The organism is Mycobacterium sp. VKM Ac-1816D (genome assembly GCF_000416385.1).
GTDB classification, from domain to species: domain Bacteria; phylum Actinomycetota; class Actinomycetes; order Mycobacteriales; family Mycobacteriaceae; genus Mycobacterium; species Mycobacterium neoaurum_A.
On the sequence record NZ_AOHQ01000130.1, the window covers coordinates 186,454 to 211,806 of the forward strand.

25 protein-coding genes and 1 pseudogene are annotated in these 25,353 nt (G+C 66.1%); 20 read left to right on the forward strand and 6 right to left on the reverse strand.

Features of this window, described 5'->3' with window-relative positions:
- Positions 1 to 55: 55 nt before the first annotated feature.
- Complete coding sequence (locus G154_RS09650) at positions 56 to 1,303, reverse strand: glycosyltransferase (RefSeq protein WP_019512225.1); 1,248 nt, start codon at positions 1,301 to 1,303, stop codon at positions 56 to 58.
- Positions 1,300 to 1,929 (reverse strand): TetR/AcrR family transcriptional regulator, encoded by a 630-nt coding sequence (locus G154_RS09655; RefSeq protein WP_019512226.1) that lies wholly within the window; start codon positions 1,927 to 1,929, stop codon positions 1,300 to 1,302. The genes G154_RS09650 and G154_RS09655 overlap by 4 nt, the downstream gene beginning before the upstream one ends.
- A 197-nt stretch (positions 1,930 to 2,126) precedes the next feature.
- Between G154_RS09655 and G154_RS09660 the strand changes: the two genes are divergently transcribed.
- The 18 genes from G154_RS09660 (at position 2,127) to G154_RS09745 (ending at position 18,446) form a co-directional block, all read left to right on the forward strand.
- The gene (locus G154_RS09660) at positions 2,127 to 2,516 is read left to right on the forward strand and encodes a MarR family winged helix-turn-helix transcriptional regulator (protein ID WP_019512227.1); all 390 of its coding nucleotides are present in this window, start codon (positions 2,127 to 2,129) and stop codon (positions 2,514 to 2,516) included.
- Between the two features lie 96 nt (positions 2,517 to 2,612).
- A complete protein-coding gene (locus G154_RS09665; RefSeq protein WP_019512228.1) occupies positions 2,613 to 3,143 on the forward strand; it encodes a GNAT family N-acetyltransferase in 531 nt (176 codons plus the stop codon).
- Between the two features lie 79 nt (positions 3,144 to 3,222).
- Positions 3,223 to 3,948: an SDR family NAD(P)-dependent oxidoreductase gene (locus G154_RS09670; protein WP_019512229.1), complete on the forward strand. Its 726-nt coding sequence runs from the start codon at positions 3,223 to 3,225 to the stop codon at positions 3,946 to 3,948.
- A 158-nt stretch (positions 3,949 to 4,106) separates the two neighbouring features.
- Entirely contained in the window at positions 4,107 to 4,460 is a 354-nt protein-coding gene (locus tag G154_RS26385; RefSeq protein WP_115657287.1) for a hypothetical protein, read from the forward strand.
- Positions 4,461 to 4,654: 194 nt separating this feature from the next.
- Positions 4,655 to 5,497, forward strand: coding sequence for an SDR family NAD(P)-dependent oxidoreductase (locus G154_RS09680; protein WP_023985125.1), 843 nt, complete (start codon positions 4,655 to 4,657; stop codon positions 5,495 to 5,497).
- An 11-nt stretch (positions 5,498 to 5,508) separates the two neighbouring features.
- Positions 5,509 to 6,429: a reductase gene (locus tag G154_RS09685; RefSeq protein ID WP_023985126.1), complete on the forward strand. Its 921-nt coding sequence runs from the start codon at positions 5,509 to 5,511 to the stop codon at positions 6,427 to 6,429.
- A complete protein-coding gene (locus tag G154_RS09690) occupies positions 6,426 to 7,904 on the forward strand; it encodes an NAD(P)/FAD-dependent oxidoreductase (protein ID WP_019512233.1) in 1,479 nt (492 codons plus the stop codon). Before G154_RS09685 ends, G154_RS09690 begins: the two co-directional genes overlap by 4 nt.
- 9 nt (positions 7,905 to 7,913) lie before the next feature.
- Positions 7,914 to 8,672 (forward strand): MerR family transcriptional regulator, encoded by a 759-nt coding sequence (locus G154_RS09695; RefSeq protein WP_019512234.1) that lies wholly within the window; start codon positions 7,914 to 7,916, stop codon positions 8,670 to 8,672.
- 92 nt (positions 8,673 to 8,764) lie between these two features.
- Positions 8,765 to 9,520: a hypothetical protein gene (locus G154_RS09700; protein WP_131701341.1), complete on the forward strand. Its 756-nt coding sequence runs from the start codon at positions 8,765 to 8,767 to the stop codon at positions 9,518 to 9,520.
- A gap of 352 nt (positions 9,521 to 9,872) precedes the next feature.
- Complete coding sequence (locus G154_RS09705) at positions 9,873 to 10,595, forward strand: MgtC/SapB family protein (RefSeq protein ID WP_019512236.1); 723 nt, start codon at positions 9,873 to 9,875, stop codon at positions 10,593 to 10,595.
- A 116-nt stretch (positions 10,596 to 10,711) separates the two neighbouring features.
- Positions 10,712 to 11,704, forward strand: a complete 993-nt coding sequence (locus G154_RS09710; protein WP_019512237.1) for a substrate-binding domain-containing protein — start codon at positions 10,712 to 10,714, stop codon at positions 11,702 to 11,704.
- An 8-nt stretch (positions 11,705 to 11,712) separates the two neighbouring features.
- The gene (locus G154_RS09715; protein ID WP_019512238.1) at positions 11,713 to 12,708 is read left to right on the forward strand and encodes an ABC transporter permease; all 996 of its coding nucleotides are present in this window, start codon (positions 11,713 to 11,715) and stop codon (positions 12,706 to 12,708) included.
- Positions 12,705 to 13,487 carry an ATP-binding cassette domain-containing protein gene (locus G154_RS09720; RefSeq protein WP_019512239.1) on the forward strand — a complete coding sequence of 261 codons (783 nt, stop codon included), beginning with the start codon at positions 12,705 to 12,707 and terminating at the stop codon, positions 13,485 to 13,487. The genes G154_RS09715 and G154_RS09720 overlap by 4 nt, the downstream gene beginning before the upstream one ends.
- On the forward strand, positions 13,465 to 14,382 hold the full coding sequence (locus G154_RS09725) for a PfkB family carbohydrate kinase (RefSeq protein WP_019512240.1): 918 nt from the start codon (positions 13,465 to 13,467) through the stop codon (positions 14,380 to 14,382). The genes G154_RS09720 and G154_RS09725 overlap by 23 nt, the downstream gene beginning before the upstream one ends.
- Positions 14,379 to 15,029, forward strand: coding sequence for a nucleoside/nucleotide kinase family protein (locus tag G154_RS09730; RefSeq protein ID WP_019512241.1), 651 nt, complete (start codon positions 14,379 to 14,381; stop codon positions 15,027 to 15,029). The genes G154_RS09725 and G154_RS09730 overlap by 4 nt, the downstream gene beginning before the upstream one ends.
- Positions 15,026 to 16,042, forward strand: a complete 1,017-nt coding sequence (locus G154_RS09735; protein ID WP_019512242.1) for a LacI family DNA-binding transcriptional regulator — start codon at positions 15,026 to 15,028, stop codon at positions 16,040 to 16,042. The genes G154_RS09730 and G154_RS09735 overlap by 4 nt, the downstream gene beginning before the upstream one ends.
- A gap of 74 nt (positions 16,043 to 16,116) precedes the next feature.
- Entirely contained in the window at positions 16,117 to 17,235 is a 1,119-nt protein-coding gene (locus tag G154_RS09740) for a cellulase family glycosylhydrolase (protein WP_019512243.1), read from the forward strand.
- A gap of 146 nt (positions 17,236 to 17,381) precedes the next feature.
- Positions 17,382 to 18,446 (forward strand): glycoside hydrolase, encoded by a 1,065-nt coding sequence (locus tag G154_RS09745; protein WP_234827599.1) that lies wholly within the window; start codon positions 17,382 to 17,384, stop codon positions 18,444 to 18,446.
- On the opposite strand, the gene G154_RS09750 is transcribed toward G154_RS09745, so the two are convergent.
- The 3 genes and pseudogenes from G154_RS09750 to G154_RS09760 form a co-directional block, all read right to left on the reverse strand.
- Positions 18,427 to 19,605: a lycopene cyclase family protein gene (locus G154_RS09750; protein WP_036479437.1), complete on the reverse strand. Its 1,179-nt coding sequence runs from the start codon at positions 19,603 to 19,605 to the stop codon at positions 18,427 to 18,429. The two genes, G154_RS09745 and G154_RS09750, sit on opposite strands and share 20 nt — an antisense overlap.
- Before the next feature lie 77 nt (positions 19,606 to 19,682).
- A complete protein-coding gene (locus G154_RS09755; RefSeq protein WP_036479386.1) occupies positions 19,683 to 21,938 on the reverse strand; it encodes a CocE/NonD family hydrolase in 2,256 nt (751 codons plus the stop codon).
- Positions 21,939 to 22,056: 118 nt separating this feature from the next.
- Positions 22,057 to 22,734: pseudogene (locus tag G154_RS09760) on the reverse strand (NADPH-dependent F420 reductase); the annotation flags it as partial.
- Between the two features lie 170 nt (positions 22,735 to 22,904).
- On the opposite strand from G154_RS09760, the gene G154_RS09765 reads away from it, so the two are divergent.
- The gene (locus G154_RS09765; RefSeq protein WP_019512246.1) at positions 22,905 to 23,753 is read left to right on the forward strand and encodes a CoA ester lyase; all 849 of its coding nucleotides are present in this window, start codon (positions 22,905 to 22,907) and stop codon (positions 23,751 to 23,753) included.
- A 5-nt stretch (positions 23,754 to 23,758) separates the two neighbouring features.
- Here the strand turns inward: G154_RS09765 and G154_RS09770 are convergent, their stop codons facing one another.
- Entirely contained in the window at positions 23,759 to 24,523 is a 765-nt protein-coding gene (locus G154_RS09770) for a DUF1906 domain-containing protein (protein ID WP_019512247.1), read from the reverse strand.
- Between the two features lie 123 nt (positions 24,524 to 24,646).
- Here G154_RS09770 and G154_RS09775 point away from each other — a divergent pair, with 123 nt between their 5' ends.
- Positions 24,647 to 25,099: a carboxymuconolactone decarboxylase family protein gene (locus G154_RS09775; protein WP_019512248.1), complete on the forward strand. Its 453-nt coding sequence runs from the start codon at positions 24,647 to 24,649 to the stop codon at positions 25,097 to 25,099.
- Positions 25,100 to 25,353: the final 254 nt, after the last annotated feature.

Consider the following 25,353-nt stretch of genomic DNA (forward strand, 5'->3'; position numbering starts at 1 on the left):
GCGGGTCCGGATGATATTGGCGCCTTGCTTCGCTCGCTTCGCGGTTGTCCGTTGATCAACGTGGTGAGGCGAGGACTCTCTCGATAGTTGCGACTGCCACGGTGGCGCCGTCCTCCTCGCCGATACGCGCCGCGAGCGCGTGCGCCTCTTGACTCGTCGCGTCGTCATCGAGGGTGGCGGTGATGGCGGCGGCGAGCTGGTCGGCTGTCAGCGAGCGTTGCGGGAGGATTTTTGTTGCAGCGCCGAGAGCTTGAAGCCGTTTGGCCCAGAACGGTTGATCGCCGACCGGCCCCGGCATCGGAATGCTCGGCCGCCCCGCGCGTAGGGCTGCGGCCGTGGTGCCGGCCCCGCAGTGGTGGGCGACTGCGGCCATCTGGGGGAACAGCCATTCGTGCGGTGCCTCCCCGATGGTCAGGACGTCTGCGCCGCTGATGTCGAGGCCTGCCCACCCGGATTGGACAAGGCCACGAACCCCTGCCTTGCGCAGACCTGCCGCGATGATCTCACGGAGTTGCTCGGCGCGTGCTCGGGTGACCACGGTACTGCCCAGCCCGAAGAAGACCGGTGGCCGACCGGCGGCCAAGAAATCAGCGAGCTCAGGAGATGGTTGCCAGTCTCGCTGCTGGGGTGGCCACCAGTAACCGGTCACCTGTAAACCGGGTCGCCAGTCGGCCGGACGCGGAGCGACTACGGGCGAATAGCCATGCAGAATGGGCCATTCTGCGAGGGTTCGTCGACGACGAAGTGTCCGCGTCGAGATGGCTGGTAGTCCGAGCCGGCGACGGAAGTCCGCGACGACACCGCCGTAGAGTCGATCGATTGCCCAAGTGCCGGCAGTGCCGGCAGCCCGGTTGCCGAGTTTCCCTGCGGACCAGGCGCCCAGCAGGCTGGGTGGGTGGTCGCCGGTTGGGGAAAGAGGCTGCAGACGAACACCGATCGACGGAATGCCGCGAGCTTCGGCCAGCGGGTGCCCGGCCAGTTCGGCCAGCGGCGGGATGACCAGTAGTTCGGCGGGAACGTCGGCAAGAGCGTCCAGGATGAGCTGACCGGTGTCACGTTGCCCACCGGGGCTGAACATCGCCGCAGCTACCTCTTTCGAGCGGACGTCGGCGACATCCACCCCAGGGGTGAAATCCGAATGCACATCTCGGAATTCGCACCCGGACGTGCTGACCAACTCAGCGAAGGGCGTGTAAGCAGCGATGACGACACGGTGACCAGCACGCCGTAATGCCCCACCGAGACCGGTCAACGGCGCGACGTCGCCACGGCTGCCGACCGCCGCGGTCGCGATGGTGCTCAACGTACCCTGCCGACGATGCGGCCGAACACGTCGATCAGATCTTCGGCGTAACGGGATGCATCGAAATCCGGGTCGTGCAGCATCGGCTCCACGACACCGTTGACCGCCCCGCGTAACGCGATCGCTGTGGAAGTGACAGGAAAGTCGGCGAACTCGCCTTCTCGCCGCCCGGTGTCCAATATGGCAGTGGGGTCGAGTGTGACGAGTCTATCGGCGAGGTCCTTGTCCAGTCCGAGTTCTTCGAAGCGCCGTCCGTCGGCCGGTACGTAGGTGGTGCCGAGGGAGGCCAGCGCCTTCAACGCCACACGATGCTCGGCGAAATAGCCGATGCTGGAACGGATATACGCGTCCAGCTTGGTCGATGCGGTGTGCTGACCAGCTACCGCCGGGGCGACCGAGTTCAGCATGGTGCGGTACATGTGCTCGATGATCGCCTCGACGAGTTTGTCCTTCGTGCCGAAGTGATAGAGCACCGCGCTCATTGCGATACCGACCCGGTCGGCGATCTTGCGGATGGATGCCTGTGCGTACCCAACCTCGGCGATGACGTCGATGGCGGCGGCGACTATCTGGGCACGCCGCGCGGAACGAATGAAGGATTCCGTATTCACCGGGGTGGTCGGCATGCTCCGAACGTAGGGCGAAAGCTCGCCCTTTTGAAGAGATGATCTGAAAATAGATCAGTTGATCGAAAAATCGCCTGAAGCATGGCGACCCTTTGATCCGGCGCCTTGACATCAACAAAAGTTGAGGTTTTAACGTCGACTCATGACACGAGAAATGCAACCCGCAGCGCTACAACCCATTGGTTTCTGGTCGGTTCGTGCTGGAGAAGCCATCCGGGCGCGAACTCGCGGCCTGGCTGTCCGAACTCGGTGTAAGCCAACCGGAGTGGTGGGTACTGCATCAGTTGTCGACGCACTCGCGCGGTATGAGCGAGGCTGAACTCGTGTCGGTCGTCGGCCCCAACGAGTCCGACGAGAGCATCGTGCGAGCGATAGCGACCGGTGTCGACAAGGGGTGGCTCAGTCGAGCGGGAGATCTCATCTGCCTGACGGAACCAGGCCTGAAGCAGTTTGACGCCGCCGCTGCGGTGCAGAAGGAACTCAATGACGAGCGCCGCCAGGGGATATCCGACGAGGATTACGCCACCACCATCGAGGTGCTGCAGCGCACCATAAGCAACGTGGGTGGCAGCGCCTGGCATTGGTAGGGGTGATGGAAAGGCACGTGTCCCCGCCGTAGAAAATGCTTTGGCCCAACCATGTTCGACTGAGATGATGTCCCCGTTCACTATGGGGAGGCGGCGGTGGTAGAGATCAGGCCCGCGACGGCACGCGACGCGATGGGTGTGGCCGAGGCGCATGTGCGCGCATGGCAGGTGGGCTACCGAGGCTTGATCTCCCAGAATCATCTCGACGCGCTTCGCGCCGAGGACAGGGCCAGGCGCTACGGCTTCGAGCAGATGGCCCCCGAGGGCCCCTTCACCCAAATCGCCACCGACGGCCATACCGTCTATGGCCATGTCACCACCGGGCTGAACAGAGACGCCGATCTCGCGGGCGCCGGCGAAATCTGGGCGCTCTATGTGGATCCTTCGAGATGGGGACAAGGAGTCGGCCGCCGGTTACTGACCGCAGGCTGCGCCCAACTGGCCCAGCAGGGGTGCGAAAAGGCAGGGCTATGGGTTCTTTCGGGCAATGTGCGGGCCCGCCGCTTCTACGAGTCCGCGGGATGGCGCTTCAACGGTACGGAGCGAACCGATGACATCGGCACTGATCTGGTGCACGAGGTGCGTTATGAGCGGAACTTGGACAGGAGTGCGCCCGCGGAACGCTGAGTGCTACGTCGCAAATCCGCCAGCGGCTTCTGGGTGGCGGACATAGCGTCGTCGGCGGATTGCACTCAGAAAGGGCATCATGACCGACATCGTTCTGATCACCGGCGGCTCCCGAGGCATCGGGTTCGAAACCGCCTCCGCACTCGGACTTCTCGGCGCCACCGTGATCATCACCGGTCGCACGGCAGCGACGCTGGCGGCGGCCACCGAGGAACTGGAGCGACGCGGTATCCGCGTCGAACCGGAGGTCCTCGACGTGACATCGCCGGAAAGTGTGCGGCACCTGATGGAGCGGGTGCGGAGTCGGCACGACCGTCTCGACGTCCTGGTGAACAACGCCGGTGTCGCGGGAGAGTGGACGCACCCGTCGGCTACCGGCTTTGTCCACTCGGATGCCGCGCGCATCACCATCGACACCAACGTCCTGGGCGTGCTGTACATGATCGAGACGTTCCTGCCGCTGTTGCGCGCGAGTTCGGATGCCCGCATCGTCAACGTCTCGTCCTTCATGGGCTCGCTCGCGCTGCAGTCTGCGGCCGCACCCGAGAACCTGGTCGTCCCGGCGTACCAGGCCTCGAAGGCTGCGCTCAACAGCATCACCATCACGCTGGACAAAGCGCTGGGCGCATCAGGCATCCGCGCGGTGTCGGTCGACCCCGGCTTCGTGCAGACCGATTTCTCACCCATCAACCGTGATCAGGCCCCGTTGACCGCCGCACAGGGAGCCGAACCGATCGTGCGTGCTGCCGCCGGACAGTTGACCGGGGGCACTTTCGTCGGCCGAGAGGGCGCGTTGCCCTGGTAGCCACCGTGCCGTACGAGCGTGCGGGTCCGTCATGTCGCACAAACGGCCTATAGCGGCTTACTCAGGTGACGTCCTAGCGTTCCCGGGGCACCTGTCGCGCGGCGACATCAGCAATATCGGACCAACCTATTGATGGTTGCAGTCCCGGGGAGGAATACATGAAGCGATCCGAAATGACCTCCAGCGTCGGAGTTCTCGCGCTCCTGGCTGCCATAGCCAGCGCTCCGGCTGCACAGGCGGCGACGGTGGTGAACGGAACCGCCACGTGCAAGTATTACTCCAACGGTGCGCTGTCGCGACCGGTGGGAATGTGGGTCGAGGCGATCGGCGGTGGCCAATCCGGTTGGGCAGCGTTGACTCCTAACGGTACGAGTAGCAACTTCTCGTACTCGACCAACGGAGCGTCCAAGTTCATCTTGCATGTGGGATGCGGAGGAACGCCCCAGAACTGGGCAAGCAACATTCCGACGGTCCCGGTCGTCGGATACACCACCGTCACGGTTACCTGGTAGTCGGCCGGCTGGGGCGCAGGTTCGCTGTGTCGCCAGCTTCGTGGCGCGATCCACCTGTAACAAATGTGCCACTGATAAAAGGCGACATTGACAAATGGCACATTTGGTGATGGTCTTTGGAGTGTGACGGACCTCGCTATGGCGACCAGTCGATTGGTCGGGGGCCGATTCGACGAGCAACTCCAGGAGACCTCTTGATAGGCAACCTTTTCGGTCGGCCGAGGCGCACTGCCGACGCCAAGGCCGTGGTCACCGGCGCGGGCAGCGGTATCGGACGCGCCTTCGCCCTGGAGCTCGCGCGGCGTGGCGGCGAGGTCATCTGCGCCGATATCGACCTCGACCGGGCCGCGGAGACGGTCACCCTCATCGACAGCCTGGGAAGCGGCACCGGACATGCCGTGCAGTGCGACGTATCCGATCGCAGTGCCATCGAACAGTTGGCCAAACAGGCCGAGGACATCTTCGGCGGTGCTCCCACCTGCGTCATCAACAACGCGGGCGTGGGAATCGGCGGAAAGCCGGTCGGCGATATCGGGTTCGACGATTGGGACTGGGCCTTGGGGATCAACCTGTGGGGCGTGATCTACGGCTGTGAGGTGTTCACTCCGATCCTGCGTCGCGCCGGCAGAGGCGGCATCATCAACGTGGCCTCGGCCGCGGGGTTCGCCGCAGCGCCCTCGATGGCGGCCTACAACGTCTCCAAGGCCGGCGTGCTGTCGCTGTCGGAGACGTTGGCAGCCGAACTCAGCGGCACCGACATCGCGGTGACGGTGCTCTGCCCCACTTTCGTCAAAACCAATGTGTTCACCGACGGGCGGATCACCCCCGGGTCGATGAACCTGAGTCAACAGCTGGCTCGCTGGACCGGCGTCTCCGCCGAGGGCGTGGCCACTCGCACCCTCGACGCACACGATCGCGGCAATCTCTATGTGGTGCCCCAGCTGGACGCCAAGGTCGTATGGCATCTGAAGCGTCACGTGCCCGCCCTCTACGCGCATGGCGCCGGATTGCTCGGCCGGCTCCTCCCGTCCAACTGAAAGGAACGACCATGGCAATGGATCTGGACAAGATGCTGCAGATGATCAAGGACAAGCAGTGGTCCTTGGTCGATATCGACTGGGATGCACCGGGAGCCGAGCTCATAGACGAAGAGCTCTGGACCAAGCTCAAACCCTTCATGACCGATCTGATGTGGATCGAGAACGTCGGTGCACGAGGCTTCGCGGCGCTGGCCAAGAAGGCGCCGACCCCGACCCTGAAGAGCATCTACGAGCATTTCCACGCCGAGGAGCAGAAGCACGCCAACGCCGAGCTCGCACTCATGCGCCGTTGGGGCATGCTCGACAACGACGAGATCCCGCCTCCGAGCGTGAACGTGCAGCTGGTCATCACCTGGTTGGACAAGTTCTCCGACGGGATGTCGCTGTCCATCCTGGGCACCGTCATCCCGATGCTCGAAGTCGCCCTCGACGGCGCGCTGATCAAGTTCATCACCGACGAGGTCAAGGACCCGGTGGCCCAAGAGGTGTTCAAGCGCATCAACTCCGATGAATCCCGCCACCTGGCAGTCGATTTCGAAGTGATGGACATCCTGGGTCACGCGGACCTGCGCAAGCTGGCGGTGGAGTTCGTGGGCAGTTGGATGAATCCGGCCCTGGTCATCGGCACGTTGAGCTACTTCCCGCTGCTGAACAAGATGCGCGACAACATCGTCGCGATGGGAGTCAACGAGGAGCGGTTGTACCAGGCGATGCGGCGGTTCCGCAGCGTCGGTGAGCGCAGCGAGTACGTGAATCGTGTTCCGATGTACCGGTTCATCAGCTGGCACAGCAAGAAGGTGATCGACCGAAGCTCGAAGTATCACTGGCTGGCGGACTCATTGGTGAAGGTGACCGGGGTCATTCCGATGCCGTTGGTGCGCTACACCCCGACCTGGTCGGACGAGCTGACCTACGAGCCCGTCGCATGAGCGCGGACGTCCGCGGCGTCGCGATCATCGGAGCAGGATTCGCCGGGATCGGTGCGGCCATCCGGCTCCAAGACGAGGGCATCACCGATTTCGTCATCTACGAACGCGGCACTGATATCGGCGGAACATGGCGGGACAACACCTATCCCGGCGCGGCCTGCGACATCCCCTCGCGGTTGTACTCCTACAGTTTCGCTCCCAACCCTGACTGGTCGCACACCTACTCGGGTAGCGCCGAGATCCTGCAGTACATCAACCGGATGGTCGATACCTGCGATCTGCGGCCCCGTATCCAGTTCGGTCACGAGGTGAGCGCGCTGGAGTACGACGACGCCGATGGCACCTGGACGATCCGATTCCGCGACCGGGAACCCACCCGGGCGCGCTCGATCGTGATGGCGCCCGGCCCGCTGGCCAACGCCAGTCTGCCGGACATACCGGGTATCGAGACCTATGCGGGCAAGAAGATCCACAGTGCCCGTTGGGATCACGACTACGACTTCGCCGGCAAGAAGGTCGCCGTCGTCGGTACCGGGGCCAGTGCGGTGCAGATCATCCCCGAACTGGTCAAGGTGGCGGCCTCGGTCAAGGTTTTCCAGCGCACACCCGGTTGGGTGCTGCCGCGGGTCAACACCGAGACCGGGGACTGGGCCAGGCGCCTCTACCGCTCGGTGCCGCTGACCGAGAAACTGGCGCGGTCGGCGTGGTTCTGGGGACACGAGTCGGTGGCCCTCGGTGTCGTGTGGGACACCCCGTTGACCCGCATCGTGGAAGCGCTCAGCCTGGCCAATCTACGCATGCAGGTGAAGGATTCGTGGCTGCGTCGGCAGCTCAAGCCCGACTTCTCCGCGGGATGCAAGCGGTTGCTGATGTCCAGTGACTACTACCCGGCGTTGCAGGCCGACAACTGCAAACTGGTGACCTGGCCGATCGCGCGGCTGTCACCGCGCGGGATTCGTACCGTGGAAGGTATCGAGCACCAGTTCGACGCCATCGTCTTCGCCACCGGTTTCGACGTGTCGAAAGCCGGGACGCCGTTTCCGGTCATCGGATCGGGCGGGCGTGAACTGGCCGCGGAATGGAGTTCGGGGGCGTACGCCTACCGCAGCGTGGCGGTGTCCGGTTACCCCAACCTGTACTTCACCTTCGGGCCGAATTCCGGACCGGGGCACAGCTCGGCGCTGGTGTACATGGAGGCGCAGATCGACTACATCACCAAGGCCATCGGAACCCTGCTGCGCTTCGGCTGGAAGGCGTTGGACGTGCGCGCCGACGCTCAGGATCGCTATAACGCAGACATCCAGCGCCGGCTGCAATCGACCACCTGGAATTCCGGATGCCAGAGTTGGTATCTGACCGAGGACGGCTTCAACGCGACGATGTATCCCGGGTTCGCGACGCAGTACGTCAATCAACTCAAGAACCTCGACTTGCACGACTATCGCATCACGGTGGACGAACTGGTCGGCGCATAAGATTCGCCGGTGACCGAATACCGGATAGACGATCTGGCTCGCCGCGCCGGGACGACCGCTCGCAACGTCCGGGTGTACCAGGAAAGTGGTCTGCTCCCGCGCCCGCACCGTCGCGGCCGGGTGGCCATCTACACCGACAGACATCTGCGCCAGCTCGAGGCGATCATCCGTTTGCTCGGTGAGGGTTTCACGGTCAAACACATCCTGAGGTTCCTCACCGGCCTGCAACGGGGCCAGGATCTGGCGCAGGTGCTCGACCTGACAGATCTCGGCGAGCTGGTCACCGAGCCGTGGTCGCGTCCGGTCACTGTCACCGTGACCCGCGCCGAGCTGGAGAGCCGACTCGGTGCCCTCGACGCGAACACACTCGACCGGTTGTTGTCCGACCGGATCATCGAGGAGACCGAGGAAGCGGATCGGTTCCTCGTCCGGGATCAGCGCGTCATAGAGGATTTCGCGACACTGATCGCGCGGGGAATGCCGCTGGCGACGATCCTGCAGACCACCGCCACCGTCGACGCCCACCTCGACGAGGCTGCCCGCGAGCTCGCGGGAGCGGGTCACAGCGAGGTGGTCCGGCAGCGCGGAGCCGGCTGGTACCCGTCCGATGACACCGAATTGTCCTGGGCGGCAGATCTTGTCGATGCCATGCGACGAGTGGCCCGCCGATCGGCACACGCCAGTCTGGACCGGGCGCTCGACGAGGCGGTGCGCACCGAGTTGCGCCGCTACCAGCAATACGAGGCCGCCGACGCCGACGTGAAGTGACCTGTTCGCCGGCTACCGGAAATCCCTGCCCGCGTTCGCCGGTGTAGCGGTTACGCTACGCAGGACAGAGCACTGTGGGGGGATCTGTGTCGATGGATGTGCTGGCGGACGGGCTGTGGTCCTACCGCCTCGGGCAGGCGGCTTTCGCGCTGATACTGCCGACGGTCGGGACGTTGTTGCTGGTCGTCGGGTTGGTTCGACGGCGTGCCTTCAACCGGTGGAACAGCAGCGACGACGATCGACTGTTGGCCCCGGATACGTCTTCAGGCGGTGATGACACGGCCACCGATCCCTATGACGAGTTCGACGGACTACCAGAAGACCTACCGCCGCGTCCGTCACGACCTTCGGGCAAGGGAACCGTTCCCATCGTCGTCGGTGTGGTGCTGCTGGTGCTCGGTGCCGCACATGTCTTCTCGGCCCTGGTGTCCTCCGGCCGTGTCCAGTCGACGGGTAATGTCGCTGTAGGCCAATGCATCACGGCGCAGGCCTACGACCAGGGTCGGATGAACTCCGAACCAGTCGACTGCCGACGTTCGGATGCGACGATGGAGCTGGTGTCCAAGGGCGACGGCACGGCCACCTGTCCTGATGGACTGCGGCGCAGCCCCATCTATCCGGCGCTCACCAACGAGGTGCGCACCCATTGCTTCATGCTGAACCTGCGTGAAAACCACTGCTACGCCGTCAGCGGAACCGTCACCCCGGCCAATTGCACAGAACCGGGAGCCAGCATTCGGGTGGTGCGTCGTGTCGACGGTGCCAGCGAAGCGGTCGGGTGTCCGGCCGCTGCCCGGGTGGTCTCCTACACCGACCCGGCGCGGGTCTACTGTTTCGTCGCGCCGTGAAGATCGGTCTCGTGATCCTCATCTCAACGGGCCCGGATATCGATTGACTTTTTCCACGACCGGGGTCCTAATGGTCCAGGCACGACAGGTGCCAGTCGAGACGGAAGCGAGGTGTGTGGCCTGATGCCAAGTGGCAGTATTCGTCCGGGCGCCGACGTCGCCCTCGCGGTTTCCCTCCGGTTCACCGACCGCTGATCTGATTTCCCGGCCCTGGTTGCCGGAACCATCCCGCGGCGCTCCACAACCAACACCAAGGATCGCCGCGTTCAATCGCGCGTGAAGCGCGCCATTTGATCCCGTCCCTGCCGTGCCGCTGCCATGACGGGTGACACCATGCGAAAGGAGTCCGGCGATGACGACTGTGGAGATGCTGCTGCGGCTGGGTGCCGGTGTGGGACTCGGCACGTTGATCGGCCTGGAACGTCAATATCGAGCCCGGATGGCGGGCCTACGGACCAACGCCCTGGTGGCGGTGGGATCCACGCTGTTCGTATTGCTGTCCGCACACGGCTTCGTCGGCGATTCGGGGACGCCCGACCCGACCCGGGTGGCGGCCCAGATCGTTTCGGGCATCGGTTTTCTGGGAGCCGGTGTCATCCTCCGGGACGGGTTGACCGTGCGCGGCCTGAACACGGCGGCCACGCTGTGGTGTTCGGCGGCTGTGGGAGCGCTGTGTGGCGCCGGTCTGTTCACTGTCGCCGCGGCGGGCACTGGCGTCGTCGTCACCGTGAACGTTGCGTTGCGCTACCTGGGCCGCGCCGTGGACCGGCGGCCGGATACCGGTGATGAGCATCCCACCAACTATCTCTTCGTGGCGACCACACGCGACGAGCACGAGGCACATATCCGGGCGCTGATCGTGCAGGCGCTGACGCGCACCGATTTCCGACTGCAGTCCATCGCCAGCACCAACATCGACGGTGGTGGCGTCGAGGTCCGTGCGGAGTTGGCCAGCGATCAGCGCGACGATCGGCAGATGGAATCGGCCGTGAGCAGGCTGAGTATGGAGCCGTCGGTGACCAGCGTGCGCTGGCAGGCCGACAGCGAAGAGCGCCGGGACGCGGTCGACCGCTGAGCACACCGGCGGTCGGCGAACCGATTTTGCGAAAGCGCATGCGCAAGCGCTTGCGTGACTCTACGCTGCCAGTCACGCCTGACGCGACCTGCGTCACACAGGACAAAGGAGTCCACATGATCGGTAAGCGCAGCACACACGCCGTCGGGATGATCCTGATGGCCGGATCGCTGGTCCTCGGTATGACAGCCTGCGGGGGATCGGACTCGGGCAGCATCAAGGTCGGCCTGATCACCAAGACCGACTCCAACCCGTTTTTCGTGAAGCTTCGCGAGGCGGCGCAGGCACAGGCCGAGAAGGACGGAGCCCAGTTGGTGGCGCTCGCCGGTGCCTTCGACGGCGATAACGAAGGCCAGGTCGCAGCCATCGAGAACATGGTCGGCCAGGGCGTCAAGGGCATCCTGATCACCCCCAACTCGTCCACCGGTGTCCTCGACGCCATCAAGAAAGCGCGGGACGCCGGTGTCGTCGTCATCGCTCTGGACACGGCAACCGACCCCGAGGACGCGGTGGACGCCACCTTCGCCACCGACAACCTCGCGGCCGGGGTCAGCCAGGGCAAATGGGTGCGGGCCGCCCTCGGTGACGCACCGCCCCAGGTCGTGATGCTCGACGGCACACCCGGTGGCACGGTCGACACCTTCCGGCACGACGGATTCCTGGAGGGCTTCGGCATCACCGAGGGGTCCCCGGAGATCGTCGGCCAAGAGAACACCAACGGCGATCAGACCAAGGCGCAGACCGCGATGGAGAACATCCTGCAGCGCGCTCCCGGTATCAACGCGCTCTACACCATCAACGAACCTGCCGCCGCGGGTGCCTACCAGGCCATCCAGTCGGCCGGACGGGCCGACCAGATCACCATCGGCTCGATCGACGGAAGCTGCACGGGCGTCGCCGACGTGAAATCCGGCAAGATCGGCGCGACGGTCATGCAGTTCCCGGCCAAGATGGCAGAACAAGGCGTGCAGGCCGTGGTGAAGTTCGCCAAGGACGGCACCAAACCGAGCGGATTCAACGACACCGGATCCGAGCTGATCACCGACAAGCCGGTTCCCGGGCTCGACTCCAAGGACAGCGCCTGGGGCGAACAGAACTGCTGGGGCTGACGTAGCCCATGAGCACCGACGCTCCGGCAACCAACGCGTCATCACCTGTCAGACGGTTGAGCTCCGATCAGATTCTGCGTGAACCCCTGCTCGGCCCCCTGGTGGCGCTCGTCTTGGCGATCGTCATCTTCAGCTCGGTCACCGACTCGTTCCTTAATCCGCAGAACGTGTCCCTGATCCTGCAGCAGTCGGTGGTCGTGGGCATCCTGGCGGTCGGGCAGACGCTGATCATCCTCACCTCGGGTATCGACCTGTCGATCGGGGCGATCGCCGTCTTCGGCAGCATCGTGCTGGCCCAGAGTGCCGGCGCCAACGGGCCTTTCGTGGCCCTGGGTTCGACGCTGCTGGTCTGTGTCCTCTTCGGCGCGATCAACGGCGGACTGGTCACGATGCTGAGGCTGCCTCCGTTCATCGTGACACTGGGAACCTTCACCGCGATCCAGGCGGCGACGCGGCTGCTGGCCGGGTCGGAAACCTACCGCGTCGAACAAGGACCGCTGACCTTTCTGGGCACCTCGTTCCGGCTGGGGTCGTTCTCGACCACCTACGGCGTGGTGGCCATGCTGCTGGTGTACCTGGTGGTTTGGTACGCCCTGAGTCAAACCGCTTGGGGTAAACACGTTTACGCCGTCGGTGGAAACCGCCAGGCCGCCGATCTGTCCGGGATCAAGTCCGGGCGCGTGCTGGTTTCGGTCTACATCACCACCGGCGTGATCGCGGCCATCGCCGCTTGGGCCGCGCTCGGCCGGATCCCCAACGCCGATCCCAACGCGTATCAGAACGCCAATCTGGAATCGATCACCGCGGTGGTGATCGGCGGCACCAGCCTGTTCGGTGGGCGCGGCGGTGTGGGTGGGACATTGGTCGGCACGCTGATCGTCGGCGTGCTGCGCAACGGGCTGACCCAGGCCGGCGTCGACAACCTCTATCAGAACATCGCCACCGGCATCCTCGTGATCGTCGCGGTGGCGGTGGATCAGTTCGCGCGCAGGAGATCACAATGAGCGACATACCCGTGCTCGAGGCACGCGGCCTGGTCAAGAAGTACGGCAGCGTGACCGCGATCAACGGTGCCGACTTCGCGTTGCGCGCCGGCGAGGTCCTGGCCGTCATCGGTGACAACGGCGCGGGTAAGTCCAGCTTGATCAAAGCCCTTGCCGGCGCCGTCATTCCGGATTCGGGCCAGATCCTGATGAACGGCACACCGGTGTCGTTCAAGAACACCAGGGACGCCAGGGCGGCCGGCATCGAAACCGTCTACCAGGACCTTGCGGTGGTCTCGGCCCTCGACATCGCCTCGAACCTGTACCTGGGTCGCGAGGTGCGTCGAAAAGGCCTTGCCGGCCGGGTGTTCCGCCGACTCGACATGCCCGTGATGCGACGCGATGCCGCACAACATCTGGCGGACCTGAAGATCGGGATCAAGTCGGTGAACCAGGCCGTCGAAACGCTCTCCGGCGGCCAGCGCCAAGGCGTCGCGGTGGCCCGTGCGGCCGCCTTCGGTCGCGGCGTGATCATCATGGACGAGCCGACCGCCGCGCTCGGTGTCAGGGAATCCGGGCAGGTGATCGATCTGATCCGGTCGATCCGCGACCGCGGCATCCCGGTCGTGCTCATCAGCCATGACATGCCGCACGTGTTCGAGGTCGCCGACCGGATTCACATCCACCGCCTCGGGAAGCGTGCCGGAGTGGTCGATCCGAAGAAGCGTTCCATGTCCGAGGTGGTCGCACTGATGACCGGTGCGGAGGAGCCGACCGATGAGGAACGCGCCGCTCGCTGAGAGGGCCCCGGTCGGGGTCTTCGTCGGTTTGGCCACGTTGGATGTGATCCATCGCATCGTGAAACCACCCGCGGCCAACGAAAAGGTCACCGCGCGTGACCAGTTCGTCGCCGCGGGTGGACCGGCGGCCAATGCCGCCGTCACGTTCGCCGCGCTCGGCGGCCGTGCCGTCCTGGTGACCGCCCTGGGAGTCGATCCCGTCGCCGACCTGGTGCGCGCCGATCTGACGGCCCACGGAGTCCGGATCGTCGACAGCTCCGAAGGTGAGCGCCGGCCGGTACCCATATCGGCGGTCTCGGTGCTGGAGTCCACCGGCGAGCGGTCGGTCGTCTCCCTTGATGCCGTGCGTTCCGATGTTCGGGCACCCGACGGTCTCGGCGACCTGATCGCCGACGCCGACGTGGTCCTGGTCGACGGGCATCACCCACGCCTGGCGGTGGCCGCCGCCGAGCGCGCAACGGCACACGGGACGACACTGGTCGCCGATGCCGGCAGGTGGAAGCCGGTGATGGCCGATCTCATCCCGCACGTCACCGACATGGTGTGCTCCAACGACTTCCGGGTGCCCGACACCGAGACTTCGGCATCCACCGCGACGGCGTTGCGCGCACACGGGGTGAAAACCGTGGTGACCACACACGGCGGTGACCCGATCCGGTGGTGGTCGGCGGGGCGGTCCGGATCGGTGGCGGTTCCCGCGGTCACCGCCGTCGACACCCTCGGCGCCGGCGACGCCTTCCACGGCGCGTACTCCTACTACCGTGCCGGGTCGGGTGACCTCGAACAACACCTCGACAACGCGGCGCGCGTGGCGGCACTACGGTGTTCGATAGTCGGGCCACGGGCGTGGTTGGACCTATTGCCAGAAGACCTCATCCGGAAGCAGGAGCGGTGAACCCCGAGCAGGATGTCCAGGACGCGACGCTGGATCAATTGGTCGATGCAGCCGCGGCGCTGGTCGTTGCCGGCGAACGACGCATTCTCGGTCTGACGGGCGCGCCCGGTGCCGGAAAGTCCACGCTCGCCGAACAGCTCGTCACCGCGCTCGGACCCGAAGTTGCGGTGCTGGTGCCCATGGACGGTTTCCACCTGGCCAACGAGGTCCTCATCGAACTGGGACGCCTGGACCGCAAGGGTGCCCACGACACGTTCGATGACGGTGGGTACTCGCGGCTGATGGCCGCGCTGCGGACCCAACGTGTCGATGACCCCGTGGTCTACGCGCCACGGTTCCGGCGGGAGATCGAGGAGTCGATAGGCTCATCCATCCCGGTGGCGCCGACCGTTCCCCTGGTCGTGACCGAGGGCAATTACCTACTGCTGGAATGCGATACCTGGCCGGTCGCGCGATCTCATATCGACCAGGTGTGGTTCCTGGCCCCCGACACCGATATCCGTCACGAACGACTGGTGCGACGACACCAGGTGTACGGTAAGTCGCTGCAGGAAGCCCAGTTCTGGGCGCTGGGTTCCGACGAGCGTAATGCCCGACTCATCGAGTCGACGGCCGGCCGGGCCGACCGTATCGTGCGGGTCCGATGACCACGATGGGCGATGTCGCCCGACTGGCCGGCGTCTCCGCCTCCACGGTGTCCCATGTGCTCAACGGCACTCGCAACGTCAATGCCGCCACCCGACTGCGGGTTGAGGCCGCCATCGAGGAGGTCGGCTACCGCCGCAACGGCGTGGCTCGATCGTTGGCGGCCGGCCGCACGCATACCGTCGGACTGTCGATCTCGGCACTGACCAACCCGTATTTCGGCAGCCTCGTCCATGCCGTGGAGCGCGCCCTGTCCGACGCCGGCTATGTGTTGATCGTCGGTGATTCCCACGACGACGTGTCCTCCGAGCAGCGCGTCACGGGTTCGCTGCTGGACCGCCAGGTCGACGGGATGATCGTCGCTCCGGCGGCGGGTTCGGAGCGGACCACCCTGCCCGAGATCACTCGCTCCCAGACCCCGATGGTGCTCATCGACCGCGGCGAGGATGTCGGGTTCGACCGTATCGTCCCGGAGAACTTCGGCTCGGCGAAGGGATTGACCGACCATCTGCTCGATCTCGGGCATCGCCGGATCGCGGTCGTGCGCGGGCTGGCCGGGATCTCGTCGACCATCGAACGATTCGACGGCCACTGTGCGGCACTGGCCGGCCGCGGTATCGCCGTCGACCCCACGCTGGTGGTCGACGGGGAATCCAGTACTGACGTCGCCGAACGGGAAGTCCGGGCGCTGATGTCGCGCGCCGACCGGCCGACTGCGCTGGTATCGCTCAACAATGCGATGACCATCGGCACCTTGAAGGCGATCCGCGGGCTCGGATTGTCCATACCGCAGGACGTGGCCTTCGTCTGCTACGACGATTTCGAGTGGTCGGACCTGTTCGAACCGCGGCTGACCGCCGCCGCCCAGGACGTCGAGACGATCGGTGTCACGGCGGTCGAACTGCTGCTGGCCCGTATCCGCGGGTCGGAGGAACCCCCACGGCACATCCGGGTGCCGACGACGTTCCACCACCGCAATTCGTGCGGTTGCACCTCCGCTCCGGTGCGCAGATAACGGTTTGCCACCGTCGAGGTTGCAGTGTGGTTCTGCGCTGGCCGCGCGCGGCCGCGGCGCCCTAGATTCTTCAGGTGCACCGCCGAACCCTGCTGCAATTGTCCGCGGTGGCGGCCGCGGGCACGTTGATCGGTCGGGCACCCGTCGCGGCGGCCGAGAACACCCGGTGGACCCCCGAGCGCGCGAATGCCTGGTACCGCCAGCAGGGGTGGCTGGTGGGCGCGAACTACATCCCGGCCACGGCGACCAACCAGATCGAGATGTGGCAGGCCGGAACTTACGACCCGCGCCGCATCAGCGGTGAACTACAGGTTGCCCGCACCATCGGGTTCAACACCGTCCGGGTGTTCCTGCACGACCAGCTGTGGGCTCAGGACCGCGCCGGATTTCTGCGCCGGGTCTCCCAGTTCGTCGACATCGCCGCCGGGCAGGGCATCAAGCCCCTGTTCGTGTTGTTCGACTCCTGCTGGGATCCGCACCCCAAGCTCGGTCCGCAGCCCGCACCGAGGCCCGGTGTGCACAACTCCCGGTGGGTGCAAGGCCCCGGCGCCGACTTGATCGACAACCCGCGGTACCGGCCTGTGCTGCGCGACTACGTCACCGGGGTCATCGGCGCGTTCGGTGCCGACAACAGGGTGCTCGGCTGGGATCTGTGGAACGAACCGGACAGTCCGGCAAGCCAGTACAAGGCGGTCGAACGCGGCGACAAGCTGAAGGTGGTCGGCGAGTTGCTCCCGCAGGTGTTCGGATGGGCGCGGGCGGTGAACCCGAGCCAACCTCTGACCAGCGGGGTGTGGCGCGGGTCGTGGCGCAAGCCGTCCGGCATCGTGGCCACCCAGCTGGACAACTCCGACATCATCTCCTTCCACAGCTACGCAGAGCCGTCGACCTTCGAGGAAAAGATCGACGAGCTCGAACCGCTGGGCCGGCCGATCCTGTGCACCGAGTACCTGGCCCGCGAGGACGGCAGCACCGTCGAAGGCATCTTGCCGATCGCCAAGCGGCGTGGCGTCGGCGCCTACAACTGGGGCCTGGTGGCCGGCCGCACGCAGACCTATTACCCGTGGGATTCGTGGGACGAGCCCTACGACGAGGTGCCGGAGAAATGGATGCATGACCTGGTCCATCCCGACGGTCGTGCCTTCCGTGCCAGCGAGATCGAGACCATCCAGCAGCTGGCCGCCAAGACCTGAGCCCGGCGGTCGGGTGGACATCGGCAACGGCAGTTCGTAGCCTGTCGGAGGACGTGCAAGCTGGGCCAGGATTCGGTCCGCGCAATCGAAGGACCGTGACAATCCGTATCACCCGGGTGCGTAGAAAACTGTGGCGAACCGTGTCCATGTCGGTGGCCGCGGCTCTGGTCACGGGATTCTCGGCCCTTTCGGTGAGCTCGGTCGGTGTGGTGAACGCCGACCCCGCCGCCGACGCTCTGGCCAAGCTCGAAGAACTCTCCAGCCAGGCCCTGAAGACCCGCGAAGCCGTGACCGCCGCCCAGCGCGATGCCGACACCAAGCTTGCCGAGCAGGTTGCCGCGGATGCCCGGCAACGCGCCGACGCCGAGATTCTCGCCGCCGCCCACGCCCGGCTGGCACCCGTGCAGGCCGCCGCCGACCGGGTCGCGGCGATGACGTACACCAGCGGGCGCACCGGTCAGCTTCAGTCGCTGATGACCGCGTCATCGCCACAGCAGCTGATCGACAACATGTCCCTGCAGCAGGCGGTCGCCACCCATTCGGCGGACCGGATGGCTGATCTGCGGGCGGTCCGGGAGCAGGCCGCTGTGGCAGCCCGGACGTCAGAGGCCTCCGCCTCTGCGGCACGCGCGGCCGCCGAGCAGTCCGCAGCGGTTCGTGCCGACCTGCAGACCGCACTGAGCGAGTTGTTGCGCCAGCTCGCCGCCGCCGAAGCACAGTACGCGGCGTTGACGCCGCAGCAGCAGGCGATCGTCGACAGTGCGCCGCCGCCCGCCGCTCCGGCGCCTGACGACCCGGCGATCGTGGCGATGCCCGGCCAGCCCTCGCTGGCCGCCGCACGCGTCGACATCCCGGAGGCCGCCGCGCTACCGGTCGGCGTAGCCAACGAGGCGGGTCTGCAGCCGAATGCGATCCTGGCCGCGCGGTCCGTCAGCCAGCAGTTCCCGCAGATATCCGAGATCGGTGGGGTGCGCCCGGACTCCAAGCCCTGGCATCCCAGCGGGCTCGCCATCGACATCATGATCCCCAACGCCGGCAGCCCCGAGGGCATCGCACTCGGGGACCAGATCATGGCCTATGCGCTGGCCAACGCCGGGCGGTTCGGCCTCCAGGATGTGATCTGGCGAGGTACGTACTACACGCCCGCGGGTCCGCAGGCATCCGGATACGGCCACTTCGACCACGTGCACCTCACGGTGACACGGCGCTGACCGGTCGCCGAACCGCCGAACCGACCAGGTGACCGCGTAATCGCGGGTTCGCGATCCGGAACAGGTGAGCCATCGCCACGGCGGTAGCCATTACGTCATCGCGAGACGTCAGATATGTCCAGCGGTGTGCCGGGGGCAGCGAGAAGAAGGTGTCGAAGAAGTCGGGCACCTCGTCGGCGGGCATGCGCAGGAGCGCCTCCAGACCGATCCGCCGAAAACGGTGGATCGCCCGCGCCGACCGCGGCCAGACGATCCCATGGGCCGCCGCCAACGCGGCCCCCTGACCCCGCGGCAGGTTCGTCGCCAGCGCATCCGCCACGCGTGGGGCGAGCCGCAACGCGGATGCCACGCTGAAACCCGTCGCCGGGTGGACCAACGGTGCCGCCGCCCCGAACCCGAGAACACCCGCGGTGCGGTGCCGCGGTTGATCGAGCGGAAAGGACACCTTCTCCGTCGGCGCATCCTCGGGCACCGAGATGCCGTGCCGGGCCAGCCGGGCATGCAACCGGCGGCGCAGCGTGGTCATGGACAGACCGGGCCGCCGCGCCAGCGAGGTCTCCTCCAGCAGGATCCGCCCGGCGCCCAGCGGCACCGCGTAGAGAAACGTGGGCCAGCCGCGCTCACCATGGTCGGCGCGCCAGTCCATGAACAACGCCTCCCCGGGTGCTGCCAGCGTCGTCGCCTCGTCCGCGTCGACGACCACGCCGTACGCGGTCTGAGCTGCGGCCGCCGTCGACGGTGGCGTGGCCGGGTCGAGCGGCCGCCGTTGGCCGCCGGCATCGACGACCACCGCGGCGTGCAACCGGGAGCCATCGGCCAGGTCGACCACTCCGGGGGTGGGGCTGCCGATCGCGCGGCCGCGGTGCCACCGCACCGCACCGAGCCGGCCGGTCAGATGTGCCTGCAGCGCAGGCACATCCAGCACCGCGTACTCCCAGCCCAACCGGTGTTCGGTACGAGCGATGGCACGGCCGGCGGCACTGGCCGCGACCACGGATGCCGGTAGGCAGGCGGGAAGTTCCCGGCTCCACATCCCGTAGGTGGCCGTCCACGGCCGGTCCGGCGCCGGGTCCAGCAGGCCGGTGTCCAGGCCCAGGCGGGCGCACGCGCCGGCGAGAGCGACCCCCGCGGGACCGGCGCCCACGATCAGAACGTCCATCCGCATCAGTTCGCTGGGATCGATTCGGGTGCGCAGCCGCCGGCCATAGTCGAACACTACGCATCGCGGCTCGGATGTCAGATGGCGATCGGGGTGATGGTGGTCGGGTCCGCGGTCGGCAGACTCAGCCGCATGCCGGTCACCTGCAGTGAACCGAAGGATGTGAGGGTGGCGTAGGTCGTCGACGATGCGACCAGCTGCAGTGTCACCGTCTGGCCCGGCCGAAGGGTGTGGGCGACCGGTTCCAGCGCGATGGTGATCTCGCGCGGCTGTCCGTCCAGGGTGACCGGAATCGGTGTGATCTGGTTGCCGAGCACCTGGCCGGTGGAGTCGTCGACGAGTTGGGCGTAGACGTGCCGGGCGCCACCGGTGCCGCTGTAGTTCACGGTCAGCTGTGGTGCGCCCACGACGTGGGTGGTCGTCTCGGCCGGTGAGGTAGTGAGATTCAGTGCGTTGAATGCCTTCGACGCGGCGAAGGGCAGCACCCCCCACAGTGGTCCCGAGCCCCCGAAGAACGGGATCAGCGGCAACTGGCCGCCCGATCCGGTGGCCACGACCGGGCTGTCGGTGGTGATCGGGTAGCGGTCCGATGCGTAGAACTGCCAACGCTGGTCGACGAATTCGAACTGTGGACCGGTCACCGTGGCGGTGTTGCCGTTGACATAGCGATCCAGCCACGCGAGCGTGGCGCGTTGGATCAGGACACCGTCGGTGGGGCCGAAGAGGTTACCGCACAGGCCGTGGCCGCCGCAGAACCAGATCACCTTCGTGGGAACACCATTGGCTATCAGGGCGGCCGCCGTGGTGTCGGCTTCCTGCAACGAGAACAGCGTGTCTACGGTGCCCTGGATCAACAGTGTCGGCGCGGTGATCTTGCCGACGAGATCTCGCGGGCCGCCCGGGCCGAGTTGCGCCAGGCGTTCCTGCTCGGCGGTGGTCTGGCGGCCGGTCAGGACCCCGTAGATCGTGGCGGGCAGGATCGCCGGATTCGGTCGGGTGAAGAGGGTGATCCCGGCGGTCAGGATGGTCGCCCAGCTGCTCTTGAACGCGCCATTCTTGTATTGCGCGGTGTTCAGGGTGTTCCAGGCGATCGCCGGAACGATGGCGTCGATGCGGGGATCGGTTGCGGCGCTGACCAATTGGATGCCACCTCCATAGGAGGCGCCGGTCATCCCGATGCGTGGATCGAGTACGCCCGGATCGAGTCGGGCCTCCGGCTGGGTGGCAATCCAGCTGATGATCGCCGAGACGTCCTTGGCGTCGAAGTCCGGTGAATCCTGTTCGAGCCGCCCGCCGGAGTGGTGTTCACCGCGAGGATCCCAGGTGACGACGTTGTAGCCGGCGGTGCGCAGTGTGCCGGTGTACACCAGGCCCGAAGTGTCGGCGATGATGCCGTCGAGCAGGGTCGGCGTGAGATTGGTGGCCCCCGGCAATAGCAGACCGGGACCCTGCAGGATCGTTGCGGCCTTCTCGCCACGCTGCAGGCCGGCCGCGGGCATGAAGTGGACATAGATCTGCGTGCCGTCGAACGAGGTGATCATGACATCGCGCGGTCGCGGGGTACCCGGTGGCGAGCCCCACTGCAGGGGATAGCCGAGGATCGGGTGCAACAGGTCGCTGACCACAGGTATCTGGTTGACGAACGCGACGATCGGGGTGACGAACAGCGGGCCGATGATCGGTAGATACTGCAGCGGTTCGAGCAGCGGGGTTCGCGGCGTCGCGATCACCGGTGCATGTGTGACCGGGTCGATCGGCGGTGCGGCCAGAGGTGTCGCCGCCGCGGGCGGGGGTGTCGGCGCCAGGGTGCTTCTGCTGGCAGCGGCAGCCATCGTCCAGGACAACGGCGTGTCGACGGGCGTCGTCGGTTCGTGCTCGTCCCGGTCCTCGGATGCGATGTGTTCGTCGGCCACGGCCGCGGTGATGTCGATGGCCGGTGTCGGTGTCGAGATCACGGGCTCGGGTTCGCGTTCGTCCCAATCCTTGGGTTCCGGCGTGACCAGTTCGGTCGTGTCGGCACGCTCTTCTGGTTCTCGTGCTGCTGCTGTTTCTTCCTCGCTGCGCGTGTTCGACCTCGCCGAACGCGTCTTTCTCGGCGCAAACGGCTCCGTGCTCGTCACGGTAGGGCGCGCCTGCGCGTCGGGGGAGGAGGCGTCCTTTGCTGACGTGGGTGCCGGATCGCTGGGCGTTGCGGCGTCGGCCGAACTGTTGGGCGATTCGCTCGGTGCGGCCGCTGCAGCTCCGGCGCCGCAGAGTATCGCGGCTCCGATTCCGAGTGCCGCGGCCAAGCCGCCGATTCTTCCGATATGCGCTGCCGCGCCGACATTGGTCATTACACGGCGCTCCAGTCATTCGGGGGAGTTTGCTGATGGCGTCGTGTTCATCAGACCATGCGGTCAGCGGCCGGACAAGGCCAGCAAACGCAACGCGCGCTTCCCCGCGAGCAGCCGGCTACGTCGTGCGGGCGCTCCACTCGGCGGTCCGCACCGGCGTTGCCTCCGCCAGCGCCGTGCGGGTGGCGGCGACGTCGAAGTCCTTGCCGTACACCGGTGTGCCTGGTTGCTGACGCCACGACTCTGAGATCGGGCCCGCGTCGACCGGGTCGAATCCGAGTTCGTCGACGATCCGGTGCACCAGCTCGCGGCCATCGCCATCCTCGCCGGCGACCGGGAGGGCGATGCGGTTGGCCGTCCCGCTCGGGGTTCCCCGTTCCAGCAGGTGCTTCCAGAAGATGCCGTTGAACACCTTGAACACAGGTGCCCCGATCTGCTCGGCGACCCAGGCGCTCTCGACCTGGCCGTCCTCGATTGCGGCTATCTCCCCGTCGCGTTGCTGCGGGTAGTAGTTATTGGTCTCGATCACCGGAGCGCCGGGTTTGCGGGCGTCGACGATACCGTCGGCCAGATCGGGAACGTTCTTCTGCGGAATGCTCAGGATGACCAGATCCGCATCGGTCGCGGCGTCGCGGGCCCATACCGGGATCGCACCGGTTTCGGCGGCCAGTTCGGCGAGTGTCTCTGGTGCACGCGAGTTGGAAACGCGCACCTCGTGCCCGAGTTCTCGCAGCCGGCGGGTCAGTGTGCCGCCGATGTGTCCCGCTCCGATGATGCCGAAGCGCATGTGACCTCCAGGTGTCGGTGGATCTCTTGGCGGTCAACAGCCCGTGCCTCGGGCTTGTTCCGGCTGCACGTCGGGGGATGGCAGCCCGGGCAATCGGGAGTGAACATTATGTGCTTAATGTGGGCGATACGGTTTGGGGGCGAGACGATGGAAGTACACCCCGAGCGGAAGGTCAATGCGTGACCGCATCAGCGCAGACAACCGAACGACACCGGAAGCCGCATTGGTCGCTGGCCCGGACCTGGCTGCTGCAGCCCGGGCTGCCCGACGGCGGCGCGGCCTTCGACGCTGCGGTCGCCGGGCTGTCGGATGTCGTGGTGCTCGACATCGAAGACGGACTACCGGATCAGCAGAAGGCGGCCGGGCGTGCCGCGGTCGCCGATTGGCTGAACGATGGGAAAGCATGGGTCCGGATCAACAGCGTGTCGACATCCGCATGGGCGACCGATCTGGACGCGGTGGCCCACGCTCCGGGGCTTCGCGGTGTGATGCTGGCCAAAGTGGAGTCCGGAGACGATATCGCCGCCACCGCTGCGCGGCTTCCCGCCGGTACCCCGGTGGTGGCTCTGGTCGAATCGGCGCTCGGCATCGAGGCGGCATCCGAGATCGCACGGACACCGGGTTGCTATCGAATGGCGTTCGGGCTCGGCGACTTCCGCCGAGACACCGGTATGAGTGCTGATCCGTCGGTGTTGGCCTATCCGCGCGCCCGGTTGGTCATCGCCAGTCGCGCCGCACGGTTGCCCGCACCGATCGACGGCCCGACCCTGCGCGACCAGGCACGTCACCTGGCCCGCGAGACCGAGGTGGCCAAGGCTGCGGGCATGACCGCACGGCTGTGCCTGGATCCCGGGCACGCCGAGACGATCAACGGTCTGCTCAGCCCGTCGACGCTGGACATCGACGAGGCGCGGCGGACGCTGGCACGGCTGGATTCACCCACCGGGCCATATGACGGCAGCGTCGGCCCCACTCGTGCGCGGGCCGAAGCGGTGTTGGATCTTGCCGGCAAGCTCGGGTTGGTCTGAGCCCCTCAGGGGTGCAGATTCCACTGCCCGACGTCTGACGCCAGCACATCGTTGACGTCGACGCGGATGCCCCCGACCACCGGTCCGGGATTGGACGCCGTGTCGATGATCCGTTGGTACAACACGGCGGCGGGGTGGATCTGACCGCCCGACCAGGACCGGGTCTGCCATACCCAGGCCTTGCCGGGTGTGCTCGAGCGTCCGACCACACCGCTGGTGATGGCCCACTCGCACGGCCGGATACCGGCGTAGATGCCGGTGCGCATGGGCCCGATGACGGAGTTGATTCCCCGGAACCATTGCAGTGCCACTGTGTCCCAGGTTTCGCGATCGATGTCGTCGTCGACACTGAAGTACACCGGTGCGGTCTGCCCCCCGCCTGCGGCGGTGTGGAGTTGCCATGCGGTACGGGCGTCCGCGACCCCGCCTGCGAATCCTCGCGTGAAGTCCGATGGAGCGGTCCCGCCGGGCTTCCCGTACTGGAAGTTACTGACGATGACCAGGCCGGCCGCGGTGAGTGACTGGGCATAGGGCAGCGTGATCGGCTTGGCCCCGAATGAGGAACCAGGCCGCGAGGTCGACACGTAGTTGATGACGCCGGCATGACCCGCCGCACGGATGTCAGCAGCAGGGATCTGACGCATGGCGAAGTCGATGAGGGTGGGTGCTGCGGCGGCTGCCGTGGGTGTCCCAGTGGATGCGGCACCGAGCCCGGCCAGTGCTGTTGTAGCCGCGGCGTAGCGCAGCGCGTCCCGCCGCGAGAATTGCACGGCGCGATGTTAACAAAGTGACTGTTGATGATCGGGCAGCCTCGCCGACGATTCACGGTGTCACATAACGCCCGGTCATTTCGTCTATTTGGGGACGATCACGAACGACCGGAAAGAGGACACATGCTCCCGCACGTGAACATCAGCAAGCAGTTCGCCGAACCGTACAAGACCTTCGCGGCGCTGGACGCTCAGGTCAAGGCTGCCATTGAGCAGGCAGAACTTCCCGTGCAGCTGGCCGAGCTGGTCAAGATACGGGTGTCGCAAATCAATGGCTGTGCTTTCTGTCTCCGGATGCATACACGCGACGCGCTGGCTGCCGGCGAGAGCAGCGATCGACTCGCCGTCTTGCCCGCGTGGTGGGAGTCGCAGTACTTCACCGAACAGGAGCAGGCGGCGTTGATGCTTGCCGAGCGTGTCACGCGAATAGGTGACGAGCACCGTGCCGCTCCCGCCCTGGTCGATATCGAGGCGGCCCTGACCGAGCAGCAGATCGCCGCGGTCACCTGGCTGGTGGTGGTCATGAACGGGTGGAACCGCATCGCGATCACCAGCCATTACCCGGTTGGTCCCTGAACGCCGAGGCTCACGTGAATCGAGCCCTGCCGTGACGAGTGATCCGCACAGGAGGTAGCTGCGGACGGCCCCGCGTGGCTTGGGAAGGCCAGTTACCGCTGGATCGCTCGTTCCTCGGACCCGGTTCTCTGTGTAGTTGTCAAGGTGCTTCGTGGACCTCTATGCGGTGGACGCAGTCACGCCGCCGCCGGTAGGTCGGTCATGGTGCGTCGGGTGTGGGATCGCAGGTGTGCCGGCTCGGGTGCTTCTGGTGT

Excerpts from the sequence above, each read along its gene's own strand:
- G154_RS09735 (WP_019512242.1), top strand. The coding sequence starts at position 15,026 with ATGACCACGATGGGCGATGTCGCCCGACTGGCCGGCGTCTCCGCCTCC.
- G154_RS09685 (WP_023985126.1), top strand. The coding sequence starts at position 5,509 with ATGGCAATGGATCTGGACAAGATGCTGCAGATGATCAAGGACAAGCAG.
- G154_RS09755 (WP_036479386.1), bottom strand. The coding sequence starts at position 21,938 with ATGACCAATGTCGGCGCGGCAGCGCATATCGGAAGAATCGGCGGCTTG.
- G154_RS26385 (WP_115657287.1), top strand. The coding sequence starts at position 4,107 with ATGAAGCGATCCGAAATGACCTCCAGCGTCGGAGTTCTCGCGCTCCTG.
- G154_RS09655 (WP_019512226.1), bottom strand. The coding sequence starts at position 1,929 with ATGCCGACCACCCCGGTGAATACGGAATCCTTCATTCGTTCCGCGCGG.
- G154_RS09715 (WP_019512238.1), top strand. The coding sequence starts at position 11,713 with ATGAGCACCGACGCTCCGGCAACCAACGCGTCATCACCTGTCAGACGG.
- G154_RS09750 (WP_036479437.1), bottom strand. The coding sequence starts at position 19,605 with ATGGACGTTCTGATCGTGGGCGCCGGTCCCGCGGGGGTCGCTCTCGCC.
- G154_RS09705 (WP_019512236.1), top strand. The coding sequence starts at position 9,873 with ATGACGACTGTGGAGATGCTGCTGCGGCTGGGTGCCGGTGTGGGACTC.
- G154_RS09775 (WP_019512248.1), top strand. The coding sequence starts at position 24,647 with ATGCTCCCGCACGTGAACATCAGCAAGCAGTTCGCCGAACCGTACAAG.
- G154_RS09720 (WP_019512239.1), top strand. The coding sequence starts at position 12,705 with ATGAGCGACATACCCGTGCTCGAGGCACGCGGCCTGGTCAAGAAGTAC.
- G154_RS09690 (WP_019512233.1), top strand. The coding sequence starts at position 6,426 with ATGAGCGCGGACGTCCGCGGCGTCGCGATCATCGGAGCAGGATTCGCC.
- G154_RS09700 (WP_131701341.1), top strand. The coding sequence starts at position 8,765 with ATGGATGTGCTGGCGGACGGGCTGTGGTCCTACCGCCTCGGGCAGGCG.
- G154_RS09725 (WP_019512240.1), top strand. The coding sequence starts at position 13,465 with ATGAGGAACGCGCCGCTCGCTGAGAGGGCCCCGGTCGGGGTCTTCGTC.
- G154_RS09670 (WP_019512229.1), top strand. The coding sequence starts at position 3,223 with ATGACCGACATCGTTCTGATCACCGGCGGCTCCCGAGGCATCGGGTTC.
- G154_RS09745 (WP_234827599.1), top strand. The coding sequence starts at position 17,382 with ATGTCGGTGGCCGCGGCTCTGGTCACGGGATTCTCGGCCCTTTCGGTG.
- G154_RS09710 (WP_019512237.1), top strand. The coding sequence starts at position 10,712 with ATGATCGGTAAGCGCAGCACACACGCCGTCGGGATGATCCTGATGGCC.